This is a genomic window from Streptomyces sp. NPDC004111, from assembly GCF_042874215.1.
Taxonomy (GTDB): domain Bacteria; phylum Actinomycetota; class Actinomycetes; order Streptomycetales; family Streptomycetaceae; genus Streptomyces.
The window spans coordinates 153,795-172,293 of the sequence record NZ_JBIAMU010000012.1; the positions used below are offsets into that span (position 1 = coordinate 153,795).

Sequence of the window (18,499 nt, forward strand, 5' to 3'; positions counted from 1 at the left end):
TTCCTCACTGGTCATGACGCGGTGCCCCCGGTGGCTGGCGACGATGAAGAGGTGGACCAGCCAGGGGAGTTGAGCCGACCATGACCGAAGCGGAGACCGCCGTCACCGCCGCCGGGGACCCGCGGGGCACCGGGGCGCTCGGCCGCCGTGCGGACGCCGGGGGAGGGAGCGGCAAGCGGCTGCCGCTGCTGGACGTGCTGCGCGGGGCCGCCATCCTCGGCACCCTCATGACCAACGTCTGGATCTTCGCCGCGGCCGGGTCCGAGGTCGGCATCCTCCAGGGCGGATTCCGCCCGACGCTCACCGACGGAACGGTCGGCGGACTGGCCGAAGGGCTCTTCCGGCTGCTGGCGGACGGCAAGTTCCTGTCGCTGCTGACGATCCTGTTCGGCGTCGGGCTCGCCATCCAGTTCGGCTCCGCCGAGCGGCGCGGCACACCGTGGCCCGGCCGGTACAAGTGGCGGGCGCTGTTCCTCTTCGCCGAGGGCACCGTGCACTTCGTCCTCGTCTTCGCCTGGGACGTACTGATGGGGTACGCCGTCACCGCCCTCCTGGTCGCCTGGTCGCTGGCGCGCGGCGAGCGCTTCCGCGGGATCCTGATGTGGACGGCCGGCTCCCTGCACCTCGTCCTGATGCTGCTGGGCAGCTGGGCGCTGGCCGCCGGGGACAACGACGGCGGCAAGGGCGTGGACCCGGACGTGGTCGCGCTCTACGCCGACGGCAGCTGGGGCGAGCAGGTGCTCTTCCGGCTCCAGCACGCCCCGCTGCTGCGCATGGAGCCACTGGTCACCTTCGGGCTGCTGGTCTTCCTGTTCCTGCTGGGCGTACGGCTCTTCAGGGCCGGTGCCTTCGGCGACGACGACCGCGGCCGGGCCCTGCGCAAACGGCTGCTGCGCTGGGGCCTGGGCCTAGGCCTGCCGCTCACCCTCGCCGCCGGACTCGCGGGCTCCAGCTTCTTCCTGATCGAGCGGTACGTCGCCGCGCCGGTCGTCGCGCTCGGCCTCATCGGCCTCGTCGGGGCGCTCCTGGACCGCTTCGGCGGCGCCTCGCGGACGGTCGCCGGACTCGGTGCGGTCGGACGGTGCGCACTGTCCTGCTACGTCCTGCAGAACGTGCTGTGCATGTTCCTCTTCTACGGGTTCGGCCTCGGGCTCGCGGCCCGCTGGGCGGATCAGGGGCCCTGGTGGGTGATGGGGGTCTGGGCCGCCGTGGGCGCGCTGCTGATGGCCGTCTCGACACTGTGGCTGCGCCGGTTCGCGCAGGGCCCGCTGGAATCCGTACAGCGCAGGCTGCTGCGGCGGTAGTCGTCCGCGCGGCTCCCGCGCCGCGCGGCGAGGGAAACCGGCGGCCGGACTCCACGGGGGTGGGTCCGGCCGCCGGCGTTTCCCGCCCGTCCGACCCGGCGACCGGAGCCGTTCCCCAAGGCCCGCCCTAGCCCCGCCCGGTGCGCGGCTGTGTCCCGTCCGGGGACATGACCGGGGCGCGCCCGCGGTCGGCGCCGGGCGGCGGGGCGTCGTCGTCGGTGCGGATGTCCGCGTTGTTGGTGTGCAGTTCCTCCGGGCGCGGGGCCCGGCCGTTGGAACCGGCGCGGGAGGGCCACTGGTCGCCCGGCGGCGCCGCCGCCTCCGCGGTGTTGACCTTCGGCAGGGCGTACGGGTGGTGCGCGCACAGCCAGCCGATCAGCTGCTCGCGGACCGCGCACCGCACCGTCCAGATGTCGTCGGCGTCCTTCGCGGTGACCACGACCCGCACCTCCATGGTGTTGGGGGTGGTGCCCGTCACCGCCAGGCTCCAGTCCCGGCCGTCCCAGGAGGGGGTGGCCGCCAGGATCTCCCGGAGCTTCTCGCGCATCGCCGCGACCGGGGCGTGGTGGTCCAGCTGGAGGTAGACCGTGCCGGTCATCTGGGCGCCGCCGCGCGACCAGTTCTCGAACGGCTTGCTGGTGAAGTACGACACCGGCATGGTGATGCGCCGCTCGTCCCAGGTGCGGACCGCCAGGAAGGTCAGGGTGACCTCCTCGACCACACCCCACTCGCCGTCCACCACCACCGTGTCGCCTATCCGCACCATGTCGCCGAACGCGATCTGGAAGCCGGCGAAGAGGTTGCCGAGCGTCGACTGGGCGGCGACACCGGCGACGATTCCGATGATTCCCGCGGACGCCAGCATCGACTTGCCGATGGCCTGCATGTTCGGGAAGGTCATCAGCATGGCTGCCGCCGCGATCACGCCGACGACGGCGGTCACGATCCGCATGATCAGCGTGACCTGGGTGCGGACCCGGCGGACCCGGGCCGCGTCGCGCGACTGCTGCGAGGCGTAGCGCGCGTACGAGGACTCGACGACGGTCGAGGCGACCCGCACGATCAGCCACGCGGTCGCGGCGATCAGCACGAGCGAGAGCACCTGGCCGATGCCTTCGACGTGGTCCTCGACGATCTTCAGGCTGGTCTGGTCGTACGCCCCGCGCAGGAGCGCGGTGAGCAGGACCACCATCAGGGGTGGCCGGCAACGCCGCAGCAGTCCCCACAGCGGGGTCTCGTGGTGACGGGCATCGGCCCGGCGCAACACTACGTCGACAGCCCAGCCGACGAACAACGTGAGTACGACCGAGCCACCCAGGACGATCAACGGGCGCAGTACGTTCTCCATGACTCCGAAGCTAACTGGCAGGATGGGCGGAATGGACATTCTTCTTTTCCACTCCGTCTACGGTCTGCGACCGGCCGTGCACGCCGCTGCGACACGGCTGCGCGCTTCCGGGCACCAGGTGCACGTGCCCGACCTCTTCGAGGGGCAAACGGCCGACAGCGCGGAGGAGGGCCGGGAAATCCTGGAGAAGCTCGGCCGCGACGAGCTTCTGCGGCGGGCCGTGGTGGCCGCCGCCCCCCACTCCGACAAGGGCCTGGTCTACGCCGGCTTCTCCTGGGGCGGCTCGGTCGCCCAGACCCTCGCCCTCGGCGACGCCAGGGCCCGCGGGCTGCTCCTGCTGCACGGCACCTCGGACATCGCCGAGGACGCGTCCGTCGACGACCTGCCCGTACAGCTGCACGTCGCCTCGCCCGACCCCTTCGAGTCCGACGACTGGCTGAACGCCTGGTACCTGCGGATGCAGCGCATCGGCGCCGACGTCGAGGTCCACCGCTACCCGGGCGCCGGCCACCTCTACACCGACCCCGGCCTGCCCGACCACGACGAGCAGGCCGCCGAGCAGACCTGGCGGGTCGCGCTGGGCTTCCTGGAAACCCTCTGACCCCGCCCGGCCCGCCGGCGGCCCCGCCGGGCCGTGCCGGTCAGCGCACCGGCCGGTACACCCGCTCCACCCGCTGGGTGCCCGAGCGGGTGCGGTAGGACCTGCTCCAGGCGCTGGTCGCGTCCTGGCGGGTCTTGTCGGAGACGGCGTAGTAGTCCATCTGCGCATGCTCGGCGGTGACGTCGAGCACGCCGTACCCGTGCGCGTCCATGTCGAGCCACTTCACGTGCCGGTTGGCGGCCTGGACGGCCGTCGCCGCGACCAGCGAGACGGTGTGCGGGGCGACGTGCAGGATGTCGTCGAGGTTGTCCGAGGTCACCGAGGTGACCACGAACTCGACGCCCGCCGAGCCCGAGGCGGGGTAGGTCGCCGCCTTCACCGGCACGTCGTTGGCCCAGGACATGTGGATGTCGCCGGTGAGGAAGACGGTGTTGGAGATGCCGTTGCCCCGAAGGTGGCCGATGAGTTCCTTGCGGTCGTCGGTGTAGCCGTCCCACTGGTCGGTGTTGACCGCCAGGCCCTCCTTGGGGAGCCCCACCAGTTCGGCGATCGGCTCCAGCAGGTGCGCGGGGACCGAGCCGAAGGCGACCGGGGAGATCATCACCGAGGTGCCCACCAGCTTCCAGGACGCGTCGGAGGCGGTGAGTCCGGACTTCAGCCAGTCCAGCTGGGCGCGGCCGGTGAGGGTGCGGTCCGGGTCGTCCACCTTGCCGCTGCCGACCGCCGCCTGCTGGTCGCGGAAGGAGCGCAGGTCCAGCAGGTGCAGATCGGCCAGCCTGCCCCAGCGCAGCCTGCGGTAGACGGTGCCCTCGGTGGAGGCGCGGACCGGCATCCACTCGAAGTAGGCCTGCTTGGCGGCGGCCATCCGGGCCGCCCAGTCGCCCTCGGTGCCCGGGGTGTGGTTGCCCGCGCCGCCCGACCAGGCGTTGTCGGCGAACTCGTGGTCGTCCCAGATCGCGACGACCGGGTGCCGGTGGTGCAGCGCCTGGAGGTCGGGGTCGGTCTTGTACTTGCCGTGCCGGGTGCGGTAGTCGGCGAGCGAGACGATCTCGTGCTTCGGCTCGTGCTGCCGCACGACGTACCGCGGTTCGGGGTAGCCGCCGGTCTCGTACTCGTAGAGGTAGTCGCCGAGGTGCAGCACCGCGTCCAGGTCGCCGCGGGCGGCGAGATGGCGGTACGGGGAGAAGTACCCGGACTCCCAGTTGGCGCAGGACACCACGCCGAGGCGGACGCCCGCGGTGGTGGCGTCGGCGGCCGGAGTGGTGCGGGTGCGGGCGGCGGGGGAGAGGGCGGAGCCGCAGGAGAAGCGGAAGTAGTAGCCGGTCTCCGGTTGCAGGCCCCGGACGTCGGCCTTCACGGTGTGGTCGGTGGCGGCGCGCGCGGTCGTCGTCCCCCGGGCCACGACGCGGGCGAAGTCCTTGTCCTCCGCGACCTCCCAGCCGACCGCGGTGTCCGGCCCGACGCCGGAGCCCGGCAGGGCCTCGGGCACCGGGGTCACGCGGGTCCAGAGCAGGACGCCGTCCGGCAGCGGGTCGCCGGAGGCGACACCGTGCAGGAACGCGGGGGTCCCGGCGGCCCCCGGGGCGGCTGCGGCCGGCAGGGCCGAGGCCCCGACGAGTGCGGGTGCGGCCACGGCGGTGGCGGCCGCGGCCTTGAGGGCGGTGCGGCGGGACGGGGCCGGTGCGGGGGTCCGGGCGGCGCCGGGAGTGACGGACGCGGTGTCCGTGGCAGGTGTGTTTTGACTGGTCACGGGCGATCAGATTACTGATCAGTAGGGTGCATGGGTGGGCGAACGGTGAAAGTTCGCCCACGCGTCGGGTGCCCGTCGCACGGCGGACAGCGGAACGGCGGACGGCGGCCGAAAGGGTCTCGGTCGCCGCCCGCCGTCGCCGTAGGCCGTCCCCGGCCGGGGACGGCCCCTGCCGGAGGGTCAGCCCTTGAGGGCCTTCTCCATCGCCGGGCCGAAGTCCGCCGGAGTCATCGGAGCGCCCTCGGTGCCCTCCTTGACGACCGTCTTGCCGTCCATCTTCAGGGTCGGCGTGCCCTTGATGCCGCTCTTGTCGAACTTCTCGGACATCTTCAGCGCCCACGCGTCGTAGGTGCCGGCCTTCACCGCGTCCTGGAACTTCTTGTTGCCCTTGAGTGCCGGGATCTGGTCGGCGACCTTGATGAGGTAGTTGTCGTCGGCGAACTTGTCGACGCTCTCCTCGGGGTGGTTGGCCTGCGAGTACAGGGCGCCCTTGTAGGCGAGGAAGGCGTCGGGGCTCACGTTCAGCGCGGCGCCCAGGGCGCTCGTCGCGTTCTTGGAGCCCTCGCCGCCGGCCATGTTGTCGATGAAGGTCGCGCCGATGTACTGGACCTTGTACTTGCCCGCGTCGACGTCCTTCTTCACCTGCTCGCCGTTGGCCTGCTCGAAGGCGGCGCAGCTCGGGCAGCGCGGGTCCTCGTACAGCTCCAGGGTCTTCTTGGCGTCGGCCTTGCCGATGACGACGGTGGTGCCGTTGTCGCCCGTGCTGTTGGCGGGCTTGACGACCTCGGCGGTCGAGGCCGCCTCCCAGGCCTTCGGCTTGTTGGCCTGGACGACGAAGTAGCCGACGCCGCCGGCTATCGCGAGGACGGCGACGACGCTACCGGCGACGATGAACTGCCGCTTCGTCTTGTCCTTCTTGGCCTGCCGCTCGCGCTCGGCGCGCAGCCGCTCGCGGGCCGCCTGCTTGTTCGCCTGGCTGTTGCGTGCGCTCATGATCGTTCCAACTCCGTGGGTACTGAACTGCCGTGTGGGGAGTGCCCGGCCGGCGGGTGCGTGGTGACCCGGGGCTCAGGCGGCGGGGACGAACACGGCGGCGGGCGGTCCGCGCCTGCCCACGGAGTGCACCAGCAGCCGGGTGCGCGGCACGGCGGCGGCGCCACGGCGGACCGGCGGAAGGCCGGGGGTCCGTACCGTGTGCAGGCCCGTCACCGAGGCCACCGCGAGTAGCAGCGGCCGGAAGGCGGACAGGGTGCTCGCCCGCAGCAGCCCGGCCAGGGCCGCCTCGCCGCGCCGCAGCCAGGCGGCGGCCAGCAGGCCGACCGCCGTGTGCGCCCCGAGCAGCAGCCAGGGCAGGGCGGGGTCGGGCGAGGCGAGGAGCGCGCCGAGGCGCTCGCCGGGTCCGGTGTGCGCGAAGGGGGCGCCGAGCGGGGGACCGCCGCAGAGCACGTCCACGCCCAGGGCGCGGAGCGCACCGGCGACGGGCCCGCCGGACGGCCCGTAACAGACGTGCTGTCCGGTGGTGAAGAGGGTGTCCGCCGCGAGTTCCAGCGGCACCAGCAGGGCGGCGATGCGGCCGAAGCCGCGCTCCCGTCCGGCCAGCGCGTACGCGAGGAGGAACACGGCGGCGCCGAGGGCGACGACCGTCACCGGCGGCAGGGGGGCTCCGGACAGCAGCACGTGGGAACCCACGGACAGCGTCACGACGAGTGCCGTGAACAGCAGTGCCCGCAGGGTCCGCAGTGGAGTCGTGGATATGCCCATCGGAGTCGAGTCTGCCACGGCGCTGCGTAAGGCCTCTCTAAGGGAGGCGGAATGGGTACGGAGCTGTGACCCGGGGCGCACCAGCGCCCCGGGTCCTGCGGCCCCGGGTCAGAGGCCGGGGATGCGGCCGTTGCGGAACAGGTCGACGAAGATCTGGTGGTCCCGGCGGGCGCGTGCGCCGTAGTCGTGGGCGAAGTCGACCAGCAGGGCGGCGAAGCCGTCCTCGTCGGCGGCGATGGCCGCGTCGATGGCCCGCTCCGTGGAGAAGGGCACCAGCGAGTGCCCGCTCTCGTCGTCGGCGGCGGCGTGCATGGTGGCCGTCGCCCGGCCGAGGTCGGCGATCACCGCCGCGAACTCGTCCGGCTCGTCGATGTCCGACCAGTCCAGGTCCACCGCGTACGGCGAGACCTCGGCGACCAGCTGCCCCTGCCCGTCCAGCTCGGTCCAGCCCAGCCACGGGTCGGCGTTCACCTGGAGGGCGCGCTGCGAGATGACCGTGCGGTGGCCCTCGTGCTGGAAGTAGCCGCGGACGGCGGCGTCGGTGATGTGCCGGGAGACGGCGGGGGTCTGGCCCTGCTTCATGTAGATGACGACGTCGTTCTCCAGGGCGTCGCTGTTGCCCTCCAGCAGGATGTTGTACGAGGGCAGTCCGGCCGAGCCGATCCCGATGCCGCGTCGGCCCACGACGTCCTTCACGCGGTAGGAGTCGGGCCGGGTCAGGGACGACTCGGGCAGCGTCTCCAGGTAGCCGTCGAAGGCGGCCAGGACCTTGTAGCGGGTGGCCGCGTCGAGGTCGATGGAGCCGCCGTCGGAGGTGAAGCGGCGCTCGAAGTCGCGGATCTCGGTCATCGAGTCGAGCAGCGAGAACCGGGTCAGCGAGCGGGCCGAGCGCAGCGCGTCGAGCAGCGGTCCCTCGGCGGTGTCCAGGGTGAAGGGCGGCACCTCGTCGTTCTTGGCGCCGGTCGCCAGCTGGTGGATGCGCTCGCGGTAGGCGGCGGCGTACACCCGCACCAGGTCGCCGATCTGCTCGTCGCCGAGCGCCTTGCGGTAGCCGATCAGGGCGACGGAGGCGGCGAAGCGCTTGAGGTCCCAGAGGAAGGGGCCGACGTAGGCCTCGTCGAAGTCGTTCACGTTGAAGATCAGGCGGCCCTCGGCGTCCATGTACGTGCCGAAGTTCTCGGCGTGCAGGTCGCCGTGGATCCACACCCGGCTGGTCCGCTCGTCCAGGTAGGGGCCGCTGTGCTGCTCGCGCTCCTGGTCGGCGTAGAACAGGCAGGCGGTGCCCCGGTAGAAGGCGAAGGCGGAGGCGGCCATCTTGCGGAACTTCACCCGGAACGCGGCCGGATCGGCGGCGAGCAGCTGCCCGAAAGCGGTGTCGAAGACGGCGAGAATCTGCTCGCCGCGCTGGGCGGCTTCTGTCTGCGGAACCGACATCGCCGGGGCCTCCTGGTGCATGACGTACAAGCGCGTACTGGGCAAATGGGGCAGGTCCGGGACAGGCCTGCGACCTGTCCAACGCCCGACCGTACCCCTGAGTGCCCGGGGCCGGGGGCGTCTCGCCGACCCCGGTTCTGTCGGTCGCGGGAAGTAGACTTCGGGGCTGTCCGACCCGCCCGTGAACAGTCCCCGTCACCGACCGCAGCACCGGAGGCCCCAGCCGTGACCAAGCCGCCCTTTACGCACCTCCACGTCCACACCCAGTACTCGCTGCTGGACGGTGCCGCGCGGCTGAAGGACATGTTCGAGGCGTGCAACGAGATGGGCATGACGCACATCGCGATGTCCGACCACGGCAACCTGCACGGGGCCTACGACTTCTTCCACTCCGCGCAGAAGGCGGGCGTCACGCCGATCATCGGCATCGAGGCGTACGTCGCCCCGGAGTCCCGCAAGCACAAGCGCAAGGTGCAGTGGGGCCAGCCGCACCAGAAGCGCGACGACGTCTCGGGCTCCGGCGGTTACACCCACAAGACGATCTGGGCGGCCAACAGCACCGGCCTGCACAACCTCTTCCGGCTGTCCTCCGACGCGTACGCCGAGGGCTGGCTGCAGAAGTGGCCGCGCATGGACAAGGAGACCATCTCCCAGTGGTCCGAGGGCCTGATCGCCTCGACCGGCTGCCCCTCGGGCGAGCTCCAGACCCGCCTGCGGCTCGGCCAGTACGAGGAGGCCAAGCAGGCCGCCTCCGACTACCAGGACATCTTCGGCAAGGACCGCTACTTCCTGGAGCTGATGGACCACGGCATCGACATCGAGCGCCGGGTCCGCGACGACCTCGTCAGGATCGGCAAGGAACTGGGCATTCCGCCGCTGGTGACGAACGACTCGCACTACACCTACGCGCACGAGGCGACCGCGCACGACGCCCTGCTGTGCATCCAGACCGGCAAGAACCTCTCCGACCCGGACCGCTTCCGCTTCGACGGCACCGGCTACTACCTCAAGACGACCGACGAGATGTACGCCATCGACTCCTCGGACGCCTGGCAGGAGGGCTGCCGCAACACCCTCCTGGTCGCGGAGCAGATCGACACCACGGGGATGTTCGAGAAGCGCGACCTGATGCCGAAGTTCGACATCCCCGAGGGCTTCACCGAGGTCACCTGGTTCCAGGAGGAGGTCCGGGTCGGCATGGAGCGCCGCTACCCGGGCGGCGTCCCCGAGGACCGCCAGAAGCAGGCCGAGTACGAGATGGACACCATCATCGCGATGGGCTTCCCGGGCTACTTCCTCGTGGTCGCCGACTTCATCATGTGGGCCAAGAACCAGGGCATCGCGGTGGGCCCCGGCCGTGGTTCGGCGGCCGGTTCGATCGTCGCGTACGCCATGGGCATCACCGACCTCGACCCGATCACCCACGGCCTGATCTTCGAGCGCTTCCTCAACCCCGAGCGCATCTCCATGCCCGACGTCGACATCGACTTCGACGAGCGCAGGCGCGTCGAGGTGATCCGGTACGTGACGGAGAAGTACGGCTCCGACAAGGTCGCCATGATCGGCACCTACGGAAAGATCAAGGCGAAGAACGCCATCAAGGACTCCGCCCGCGTGCTGGGCTACCCGTACGCGATGGGCGACCGCCTCACCAAGGCCATGCCCGCCGACGTCCTCGGCAAGGGCATCGACCTCTCCGGCATCACCGACCCCAAGCACCCGCGCTACGGCGAGGCCGGCGAGATCCGGGGGATGTACGAGAACGAGCCGGACGTGAAGAAGGTCATCGACACCGCCAAGGGCGTCGAGGGCCTGGTCCGCCAGATGGGTGTGCACGCGGCCGGCGTCATCATGTCCAGCGAGCCGATCGTCGACCACGCCCCGATCTGGGTGCGGCACACCGACGGCGTCACCATCACGCAGTGGGACTACCCGCAGTGCGAGTCGCTCGGCCTGCTCAAGATGGACTTCCTGGGCCTGCGGAACCTGACCATCATGGACGACGCCGTCAAGATGGTGAAGGCCAACAAGGGCATCGACCTGGAGATGCTCGCGCTGCCGCTGGACGACCCGAAGACCTTCGAACTGCTCTGCCGGGGCGACACGCTCGGCGTCTTCCAGTTCGACGGCGGCCCCATGCGCTCGCTGCTGCGCCAGATGCAGCCCGACAACTTCGAGGACATCTCCGCCGTCTCGGCCCTGTACCGGCCGGGCCCGATGGGCATGAACTCGCACACCAACTACGCGGAGCGCAAGAACGGCCGCCAGGAGATCACGCCGATCCACCCGGAGCTCGAAGAGCCCCTGAAGGAGACGCTCGGCCTCACCTACGGCCTCATCGTGTACCAGGAGCAGGTGCAGAAGGCCGCCCAGATCATCGCCGGGTACTCGCTCGGCGAGGCCGACATCCTGCGCCGCGTGATGGGCAAGAAGAAGCCCGAGGAACTGGCGAAGAACTTCGTCCTCTTCCAGGAGGGCGCCAAGAAGAACGGCTACAGCGACCAGGCCATCCAGGCGCTGTGGGACGTGCTGGTGCCGTTCGCCGGATACGCGTTCAACAAGGCGCACTCCTCCGCGTACGGCCTGGTCACCTACTGGACCGCCTACCTCAAGGCCAACTACCCGGCCGAGTACATGGCGGCCCTGCTCACCTCGGTGAAGGACGACAAGGACAAGTCGGCCGTCTACCTCAACGAGTGCCGCCGCATGGGCATCAAGGTGCTCCCGCCGAACGTGAACGAGTCGGAGTCCAACTTCGCCGCCCAGGGCGACGACGTGATCCTCTTCGGCCTCACCGCCGTGCGCAACGTCGGCCAGAACGTGGTGGACTCGATCATCCGGATGCGCAAGGCGAAGGGGAAGTACACCTCCTTCCCCGACTTCCTCGACAAGGTCGAGGCCGTCGTCTGCAACAAGCGCACCGTCGAGTCCCTGATCAAGGCCGGCGCCTTCGACGAGATGGGGCACACCCGCAAGGGGCTGGTCGCCCACCACGAGCCGATGATCGACAACGTGGTGCAGGTCAAGCGCAAGGAGGCCGAGGGACAGTTCGACCTGTTCGGCGGCGGCGAGGAGGACAGCAGCGAGCCCGGCTTCGGGCTGGACGTCGAGTTCTCCGACCTCGAATGGGAGAAGTCCTACCTGCTCGCGCAGGAGCGGGAGATGCTCGGGCTTTACGTGTCCGACCACCCGCTCTTCGGTCTGGAGCACGTCCTGTCCGACAAGGCGGACGCGGCCATCGCCCAGCTCATGGGCGGCGAGCACTCCGACGGCGCGGTCATCACGGTCGGCGGCATCATCTCCGGCCTCCAGCGCAAGATGACCAAGCAGGGCAACGCCTGGGCCATCGCCACCGTGGAGGACCTGGCGGGCTCCATCGAGTGCATGTTCTTCCCCGCCACCTACCAGCTGGTCTCCACCCAGCTGGTGGAGGACACGGTGGTCTTCGTCAAGGGCCGCCTCGACAAGCGCGAGGACGTGCCCCGGCTGGTCGCCATGGAGCTCCAGGTCCCCGACCTGTCCAACGCCGGGACCAACGCCCCCGTCGTGCTGACCATCCCGACCGTCAAGGTCACCCCGCCGATGATCAGCAAGCTCGGCGAGATCCTCTCCCACCACCGGGGCAACACCGAGGTCCGCATCAAGCTGCTCGGTGCCCGCAAGACGACCGTGCTGCGGCTCGACCGGCACCGGGTGACCGCCGACCCGGCCCTCTTCGGCGACCTGAAGGTGCTGCTCGGCCCGAGCTGCCTGGCCGGCTGAGATCCGGCGGACCGGCCGGCGCCCCCGTACCAAGAGGCCCGGCCGGCGCCCCCGTACAAGAAGGCGCGCTCCCTGTGCACGGGGAGCGCGCCTTCACGTATGTCACAAGTGATCAGTTGTGCCCGAAACGACGCTGGTGCTTGCGGGCCACGTCGGCGGGGCTGCCCTGCGCCGGGGACTGCGGCTGTGTCTGCGCCTCGAAGGAACTGCTCTTCTCGGCCTGCTGCGAAGCACGGTCCTGCGGCGAGGACTGCTTGCGGTTGTTCTTGTTCTTGGCCATGGAATGCCTCCTGAAAGGTCTCGGTGCCAGGGCCGCGACCAGACAAACACAGCGGGGCATTGCTCGCATTTTGGATCATTGCCGTACGTAGTCACGGGCGCGGGAATGTCATCGGGGGGCCACTGGGGCGCCATCGGGGGTAACTTCCGGGGCAACTTCGTTCGCCGCCACGCCGATGATCGAGTTCCGGCCGTTAAGCCTCGCGAGGTCGGGCAGACTCGAGAGAAACCCGTATGCCTGCCGACCCTTGTCCGTTGTATTCGAGCGATGCGAACGATTCGCACCGCCTCGCACAATTTCCGAGGTTCCAGAAAGAGGGTGGAACACGTGGACCGCTGCGTCGTCCTGGTGGACGCCGGCTATCTGCTGGGCGCCGCCGCGAGTCTGCTGGCCGGGGAGCCGGCCCGCTCGCGCATCACCGTCGATCACGCCGCCCTCATCCAGGGCCTGCGCGAACGCGCCGAGGCCGATACGCAGCAGCCGCTGCTGCGCATCTACTGGTTCGACGGTGCCCCCGACCGGGTCCCCCAGCCGGAACACCGCAGGCTGCGCGTGATGCCCCGGGTGACCGTCCGGCTCGGTGCCCTGACCAGGAGCGACGGCCGCTGGGCGCAGAAGGGCGTGGACGCGGCCATGCACGCGGAACTCACCGAGCTGGCCAGAAATCGCGCCTGCTCCGACATCGTGCTGGTCACCGGGGACGGTGATCTGCTACCCGGGCTGATGTCCGCGAAGGAGCACGGGGTCGCGGTCCACCTGTGGGCGGTGCAGGCCGCCGACGGCGACTACAACCAGTCGGAGGACCTGGTCGCGGAGGCCGACGAGCGCAGGGTGCTGGACCGGGAGTGGATCACCCGCGCGGTCCGGGCCAAGGAGTACGGCGGCATCTGCGCCCCGCCGCCGGCGCCCCGCCCCGAGATCGCCGCCATCCTCTCCGCCCCGCTGCCCGAGTCCGCGCTGGCCGCCCAGGCGGAGGCACAGGCCAGGGTGGAGGCGCAGGCCCGCGTCGAGGCACAGGCCGCCGCGGCCTCCCGCAACGGCGGCGCCAACGGCTCCGGCCCCGCCAGGACCCCCGCCCGCAACGGCACCGAGGCGCCCGCCGTCCACACCGCCAGAGGAGTGCCGACACCCAAGGACCTGGCCGGGCTGCGCGGCCCCGGCACCCAGCCCGCCCACCACCCGCAGCACCCCCAGCCACAGCCCGCCAACGCGACGCTGCGCTGGTCCTCCGACAAGGGCTGGGCGGAGCGGGCCGGCGGCCCCGCGCTGGGCGAACCGCCCGAAACGGCCTCGCTGCCCACCCTCGCCCAGCTCACCAGCGCCGAACAGCGGTGGGCGGACCGCGAGGAGGACATCACCACGGTCGGCGGCGACCCCTTCGAGGTGGGCCAGGTCTTCGCCCGCCGCTGGATGGAACGGCTGCCCGAACCGGGACACACCCAGAAACTGTCCACCATGTACCCCCGGATCCCGCACCGCATCGACGGCGAGCTGCTGCGGTACGCGGCCCGGTTCGGGCTCCTCGCGCACAAGGACGACCAGATCGACGAACACGACCGGTACGCGATCCGGGCCGGGTTCTGGCGGGAGATCGACGTACGGGCGGCGGCGGAACACGCCGCGGTCCCCGAGTAGCGCGCCGGGCCCCGTGCGCCGGGCGCCGCACGGGGCCGCGCGGGGTTCCGGGGCGGCCGTACGGGGGTGTCCCGCCCCGCGCCCCGCCGCGCACCGCCACCCCGGGGGCGATTTGGGACTTTGGTACCGCGTAGGCTCGTGGCTCGTGAGTGAGGGCGTAGCAGGGGCGACAGCGGCGGCGACGGAGCCGCCACACGGGCGGGCCGCCGTGTGCGTGGTCGAGGACCTGGTCAAGGTCTATCCCGCGGCACGCGCCCGGCGCGGCGCGCCCGCGGTGCCCGAGGTGCGGGCCAGCGACGGGGTCTCGCTGACCGTCCGGCGCGGCGAGATCTTCGGGCTGCTCGGGCCCAACGGGGCCGGCAAGACCACCCTGGTGCGGCAGCTGACCGGGCTGATGCGGCCGGACTCCGGCCGGGTCGACGTGCTCGGCCACGACCTCGTGCGGCACCCCGAGCGGGCCTCCCGGCTGCTGGCCTACCTCGGGCAGGAGAGCACCGCGCTCGACGAGCTGACGGTGTCGCTGGCCGTGGAGACCACGGGACGGCTGCGCGGGCTCTCCGCCGGGCAGGCGCGCGCCGAGCGCGACGCCGTCCTGGAGGAACTCGCGCTGACCCCGATCGCGGGCAAGCCCCTGAAGAAGCTCTCCGGCGGACAGCGGCGGCTGGCCTGCTTCGCGACCGTGCTGGTCGGCGAGCGGCCGGTGCTCGTCCTCGACGAACCCACCACCGGCATGGACCCGGTGGCCCGGCGCGCGGTGTGGGCGGCCGTCGACCGGCGGCGCGCCGAGCACGGCACGACCGTGCTGCTGGTCACCCACAACGTCATCGAGGCGGAGACCGTCCTGGACCGGGTCGCGGTGCTGGAGGGCGGGCGGGTCATCGCCTGCGACACCCCGGCCGGGCTCAAGGCACGGGTCGCCGACGAGGTGCGGGTGGAACTGGTGTGGCGGGAGCGGGCCCCGCTGGAGGTGCCCGAGGTGGCCGCGCTGCGCGGCCTCGGGGACGGCAAGGTGCAGGAGTCGGGGCGCCGCTGGGTGCTGCGGCTGGCGCCGGACGAGGCACGGGCCGCGGTCGCCGCGGTGACCTCGGGCGCCGCCTTCGCCTCCCTCGACGACTTCACGCTGGCCACCCCGAGCCTGGAGGACGTCTACCTCGCGCTCGGCGGCGGGCGTACGGAAGGGCTGGTCAAAGCGTGAGTACGGTGTCGGGCTTCGAGGCTGGTGCGGGGGCCGTGGGCCCGTCCGCGCCCAGTGGGGCCAAGGGTGCGGCGGCCAGGAGCGCCGCCGGGGACGTGCCGGCCGGCGCGGGCGGTGCGGCGGCCGAGCTGGCGCCGCGGGCGCGCTTCCTGCCGTCGCTGGCCGCCGTGTACCGGGCGCAGCTGTCCCGGGCGCGGGTGGCCCGGATTCCGCTGCTCTTCGTGGCGACCTTCCAGTCCGTCGGGATCATGATCCTGATGCGCGGGGTGGTGGACGGCGGCAGCGAGGCGCGTGCCGTGGTGGCCGGCTCCAGTGTGCTGGTCGTCGCCTTCGTCGCGCTGAACCTGCTGGCCCAGTACTTCGGCCAGCTGCGGGCCACCGGCGGCCTCGACCACTACGCGACGCTGCCGGTGCCGCCCGCGGCCGTGGTGCTGGGGGCGGCCGGCGCGTACGCCTCCTTCACCGTTCCCGGCACGCTCGTCACGGCGGGCATCGGCTGCGCGCTCTTCGGGCTGCCGGTCGGGCACCTGTGGGTACTGGCCGCGGTGATCCCGCTCGCCGGTGCGGCCCTCTCCGGACTCGGAGCGGCCCTGGGACTGCTCGCGCCACGGCCCGAACTGGCCACGCTGCTGGGGCAGTTGGGAATGTCGGCGGCGCTGCTGCTCGGCGTGCTGCCCGCCGAGCGGATGCCCGCCGTGATCTCCTACGCCCGCGACCTGCTGCCTTCGACGTACGGCGTGGAGGCCTTCGCCCGTACCTTCGACGCGCACCCCGACTGGGCGGCGGTCGGGCTGGACCTCGCGGTGTGCGCGGGGGTCGGTGTGCTGTCGCTGGCGGTGGCCACCTGGGCCTACCGGCGGGCCGCGGTGCGCTGAGCGGGAGGGCTCGGGGTACCGAGTCCGGCCGCGCCGGGTGCTGAGCGCGGGGGCGCGGTGTGCCGGGGTGGGGGTGGCGGCCGTGTGGGGGCGTCCGGTGAGGCGCTCCCCGAGGGTGTTTGACACGATGTCCGGGTGACCGCACCTCTGACACCGCCTCACCAGCCCTCGCCCCACGACCCCTGGCAGACGCCGGCCGGGTACGGGGAGCCGTACGACAAGTCCGGCTTTGGCCCCGGTCCCGGCGACGATCCCGGCGACCCCGGTCTGCCGACCGAGATCCGGCGGGCCGTCGTGGTGATGGTGGTCATGGCGGTGGCCGGGCTGCTGCTGGGGCTGCTGTGGGCGTGGCTGGCGCCGAAGGTGCCGCTGGTCTCCACCGACAAGGCCGTCTTCCTCAAGGACACCGAGGGGGAGGAGGCAGCCGGGGCGGACGGCACGTTCGCGCTGCTGAGCATGGCGTTCGGCCTGGTCAGCGCGGTGGTGGTGTTCTGGCTGTACCGGCGCGGCGGGATTCCGCTGGTGATCGCGCTGCTGGTGGGCGGGCTGATGGGGGCCTGGCTGGGGTGGCTGACGGGGGAGTGGTTCGGCCCGGCGTCGGACGTGGTCGCGCGGGCCAAGGAGGTGGGCGTCGGAGTGGCCTTCGACGCGCCGCTGAAGCTGGGGGCGAAGGGGGTGCTGCTGGTCTGGCCCTTCGTGGGGGTCCTGGTGCATCTGGGGCTCACGGCGGCTTGGGGGGTTCGGGATCCGGAGCCGGAGTTCGAGTGGGGGGCGTATTACGGGGCTCCGGGCTCGGCCCAGGCGTCGGCCCCGGCCTCGGGTTCGGGCCAGCCCTCGGGCTCGGCCCAGGCGCCGGGTTCGGCCCAGGCCCAGGCTCCTGCTTCCGCGTCGGGGCAGGGGGCGGAGGCGGGGCCGTCGGACGAGGAGCGGCGGTAGCGGGGCTCGGCGGGGCATCTCCGGGGTGGGCCCGGAGCGAGGGGGCCGCCCCCTTGCCCGCCCGTTCCGCCCCCTTGGGGCGGCCCCGTCGCCCAAGGGGGCGGGGCGGGGGCGGTGGGGGTGGTTAGGCGGGGCGTTTGCCGTGGTTGGACTTGGACTTCTTGACGCGCCACTTGCGTTTGCGGGTCTTCTTCGACATAAGTCGTGCTCCCTCGGGGTCGGACCGGGAAACGAGCCTTTCCTGAGGTCCTAGTCGGGGGAGCGCGATCCGTCGAGTCCCTACGCGCGGCCGATCGGGGCCAGTACCGCCGAGGTCAGTGCCGTCAGGTCGGCCGGGGCGAGTTCGACCTCCAGGCCGCGACGGCCCGCCGAGACGCAGATCGTGGCGTGGGCCCGCGCCGAGTCGTCCAGGACCGTACGCAGCCGCTTGCGCTGGCCCAGCGGGGAGATGCCGCCCCGGACGTAGCCCGTGGTGCGTTCGGCGGCGGCCGGGTCCGCCATCGTGGCGCGCTTGCCGCCCACCGCCGAGGCGAGCGCCTTGAGGTCCAGGGAGCCGGCCACCGGCACCACCGCGACCGTGAGCGTGCCGTCGACGTCCGCGACCAGGGTCTTGAAGACGCGGTCCGGGGTGACGCCGAGCGCCTCGGCCGCCTCCTCGCCGTAGGACGCCGTGGCGGGGTCGTGCGCGTAGGAGTGCAGCGTGTACGCGGTGCCCGCCGCCGCCAGGGCCACCGTCGCCGGGGTCCCGCCCGCCGGCTGGGCCTGCTTCTTCTTCGCCAACGTACGCGGCCCTTCGGTCAGTTGGGGCAGGTGGGGGTGCGGGTGAGGGCTTCCGCGGGGATGGAGGGGAGGTGGCGGATCAGCGCCGTCTCGGTGCGCAGCACGGTCAGCTCCTCACGCAGCCGGGTGGCCGTGTCCGGGGCCTGGAGGAGCCGCTGCCTGGTCGGGGTGTCCAGCATCGTCGCCGCCGCCACCAGGTAGGAGACCACCGACGGCTCGTCCGGGAGGTCCGCCGAGGTGGTGAGGGTCGCCTCGCGGGCGCCCGCCAGCCGCTTCTGGTACTGGCGGAACGCGCGCAGCACCCCCTCGGCGAGGGCCCCCGCCCCGTCGCCCTGGTCCTCCTCCAGCTCCTCCAGCTCCGCCACGAGATACGGGCCGCTCGCGTCCACGGACAGCAGCCTGACCCGCTTCGTACCGGTGGCGAGCACCTCGAAGCTGCCGTCCTCGCGTTCGCGGATGGTCGCCGCGTCCGCGATGCAGCCCACCCGGTGGAACGCCTGGATCGGGTCCTTGCCGAAGCCCGCCGCCGGACCGCGCTCGGACATCGCGGTGGGATCGTCGGGCATACCGGTGGCGGTCCTGGCGGTCTCCCTGCCGTCGCGGATCGCGACGACGGCGAACCGGCGGGCCCCCTCGTCACCGGGTGCGTCCTGCGGGCCGTCGCCGGGCGCACCGGGAAGGGAGCCGTCGTCGGCCCCCTCGGTCCCGGGAGCCGACTTCAGCAGGTCGCGCATCATGGCGCGATAACGCTCCTCGAAGACGTTCAGCGGCAGTACGAGGCCGGGGAACAGCACCGAGTTCAGCGGAAAGAGCGGAAGGCGAACGGTGGTCACAGCGC

The 18,499-nt window shown here is 71.9% G+C and carries 15 protein-coding genes; 7 read left to right on the forward strand and 8 right to left on the reverse strand.

Going from position 1 to position 18,499, the window contains the following annotated elements:
* Nucleotides 1-80: 80 nt before the first annotated feature.
* Nucleotides 81-1,304 carry a DUF418 domain-containing protein gene (locus tag ACFYVL_RS23755; protein WP_389247944.1) on the forward strand — a complete coding sequence of 408 codons (1,224 nt, stop codon included), beginning with the start codon at nt 81-83 and terminating at the stop codon, nt 1,302-1,304.
* Between the two features lie 127 nt (nt 1,305-1,431).
* Here ACFYVL_RS23755 and ACFYVL_RS23760 read toward each other — a convergent pair whose 3' ends face one another.
* The gene (locus tag ACFYVL_RS23760; protein ID WP_389247945.1) at nt 1,432-2,652 is read right to left on the reverse strand and encodes a mechanosensitive ion channel family protein; all 1,221 of its coding nucleotides are present in this window, start codon (nt 2,650-2,652) and stop codon (nt 1,432-1,434) included.
* A 22-nt stretch (nt 2,653-2,674) separates the two neighbouring features.
* Here ACFYVL_RS23760 and ACFYVL_RS23765 point away from each other — a divergent pair, with 22 nt between their 5' ends.
* Complete coding sequence (locus ACFYVL_RS23765; RefSeq protein WP_389247947.1) at nt 2,675-3,253, forward strand: dienelactone hydrolase family protein; 579 nt, start codon at nt 2,675-2,677, stop codon at nt 3,251-3,253.
* Between the two features lie 40 nt (nt 3,254-3,293).
* On the opposite strand, the gene ACFYVL_RS23770 is transcribed toward ACFYVL_RS23765, so the two are convergent.
* The 4 genes from ACFYVL_RS23770 to ACFYVL_RS23785 form a co-directional block, all read right to left on the reverse strand.
* On the reverse strand, nt 3,294-5,003 hold the full coding sequence (locus tag ACFYVL_RS23770) for an alkaline phosphatase D family protein (protein ID WP_389247948.1): 1,710 nt from the start codon (nt 5,001-5,003) through the stop codon (nt 3,294-3,296).
* A gap of 180 nt (nt 5,004-5,183) precedes the next feature.
* Nucleotides 5,184-5,996, reverse strand: a complete 813-nt coding sequence (locus ACFYVL_RS23775) for a thioredoxin domain-containing protein (protein WP_389247950.1) — start codon at nt 5,994-5,996, stop codon at nt 5,184-5,186.
* Between the two features lie 75 nt (nt 5,997-6,071).
* The gene (locus ACFYVL_RS23780; protein WP_389247952.1) at nt 6,072-6,764 is read right to left on the reverse strand and encodes a hypothetical protein; all 693 of its coding nucleotides are present in this window, start codon (nt 6,762-6,764) and stop codon (nt 6,072-6,074) included.
* Between the two features lie 108 nt (nt 6,765-6,872).
* Entirely contained in the window at nt 6,873-8,198 is a 1,326-nt protein-coding gene (locus ACFYVL_RS23785) for a DUF2252 domain-containing protein (RefSeq protein WP_389247954.1), read from the reverse strand.
* A 225-nt stretch (nt 8,199-8,423) separates the two neighbouring features.
* Here ACFYVL_RS23785 and dnaE point away from each other — a divergent pair, with 225 nt between their 5' ends.
* Entirely contained in the window at nt 8,424-11,960 is a 3,537-nt protein-coding gene (dnaE, locus tag ACFYVL_RS23790; RefSeq protein WP_389247956.1) for a DNA polymerase III subunit alpha, read from the forward strand.
* A 112-nt stretch (nt 11,961-12,072) separates the two neighbouring features.
* Here dnaE and ACFYVL_RS23795 read toward each other — a convergent pair whose 3' ends face one another.
* Nucleotides 12,073-12,240, reverse strand: a complete 168-nt coding sequence (locus ACFYVL_RS23795) for a hypothetical protein (RefSeq protein WP_389247957.1) — start codon at nt 12,238-12,240, stop codon at nt 12,073-12,075.
* A gap of 318 nt (nt 12,241-12,558) precedes the next feature.
* On the opposite strand from ACFYVL_RS23795, the gene ACFYVL_RS23800 reads away from it, so the two are divergent.
* From ACFYVL_RS23800 to ACFYVL_RS23815, 4 genes are all read left to right on the forward strand, one after another.
* Nucleotides 12,559-13,875, forward strand: coding sequence for an NYN domain-containing protein (locus tag ACFYVL_RS23800; RefSeq protein ID WP_389247959.1), 1,317 nt, complete (start codon nt 12,559-12,561; stop codon nt 13,873-13,875).
* A 208-nt stretch (nt 13,876-14,083) separates the two neighbouring features.
* The gene (locus ACFYVL_RS23805) at nt 14,084-15,070 is read left to right on the forward strand and encodes an ABC transporter ATP-binding protein (protein WP_389248232.1); all 987 of its coding nucleotides are present in this window, start codon (nt 14,084-14,086) and stop codon (nt 15,068-15,070) included.
* 95 nt (nt 15,071-15,165) lie between these two features.
* Nucleotides 15,166-15,945: an ABC transporter permease gene (locus tag ACFYVL_RS23810; protein ID WP_389248234.1), complete on the forward strand. Its 780-nt coding sequence runs from the start codon at nt 15,166-15,168 to the stop codon at nt 15,943-15,945.
* A 135-nt stretch (nt 15,946-16,080) separates the two neighbouring features.
* Nucleotides 16,081-16,881 (forward strand): ABC transporter permease, encoded by an 801-nt coding sequence (locus ACFYVL_RS23815; RefSeq protein ID WP_389247961.1) that lies wholly within the window; start codon nt 16,081-16,083, stop codon nt 16,879-16,881.
* 279 nt (nt 16,882-17,160) lie between these two features.
* On the opposite strand, the gene ybaK is transcribed toward ACFYVL_RS23815, so the two are convergent.
* Nucleotides 17,161-17,661: a Cys-tRNA(Pro) deacylase gene (gene ybaK / locus ACFYVL_RS23820; RefSeq protein WP_389247963.1), complete on the reverse strand. Its 501-nt coding sequence runs from the start codon at nt 17,659-17,661 to the stop codon at nt 17,161-17,163.
* A gap of 17 nt (nt 17,662-17,678) precedes the next feature.
* Nucleotides 17,679-18,494, reverse strand: coding sequence for an LON peptidase substrate-binding domain-containing protein (locus ACFYVL_RS23825; protein ID WP_389247965.1), 816 nt, complete (start codon nt 18,492-18,494; stop codon nt 17,679-17,681).
* Nucleotides 18,495-18,499 lie beyond the last annotated feature (5 nt).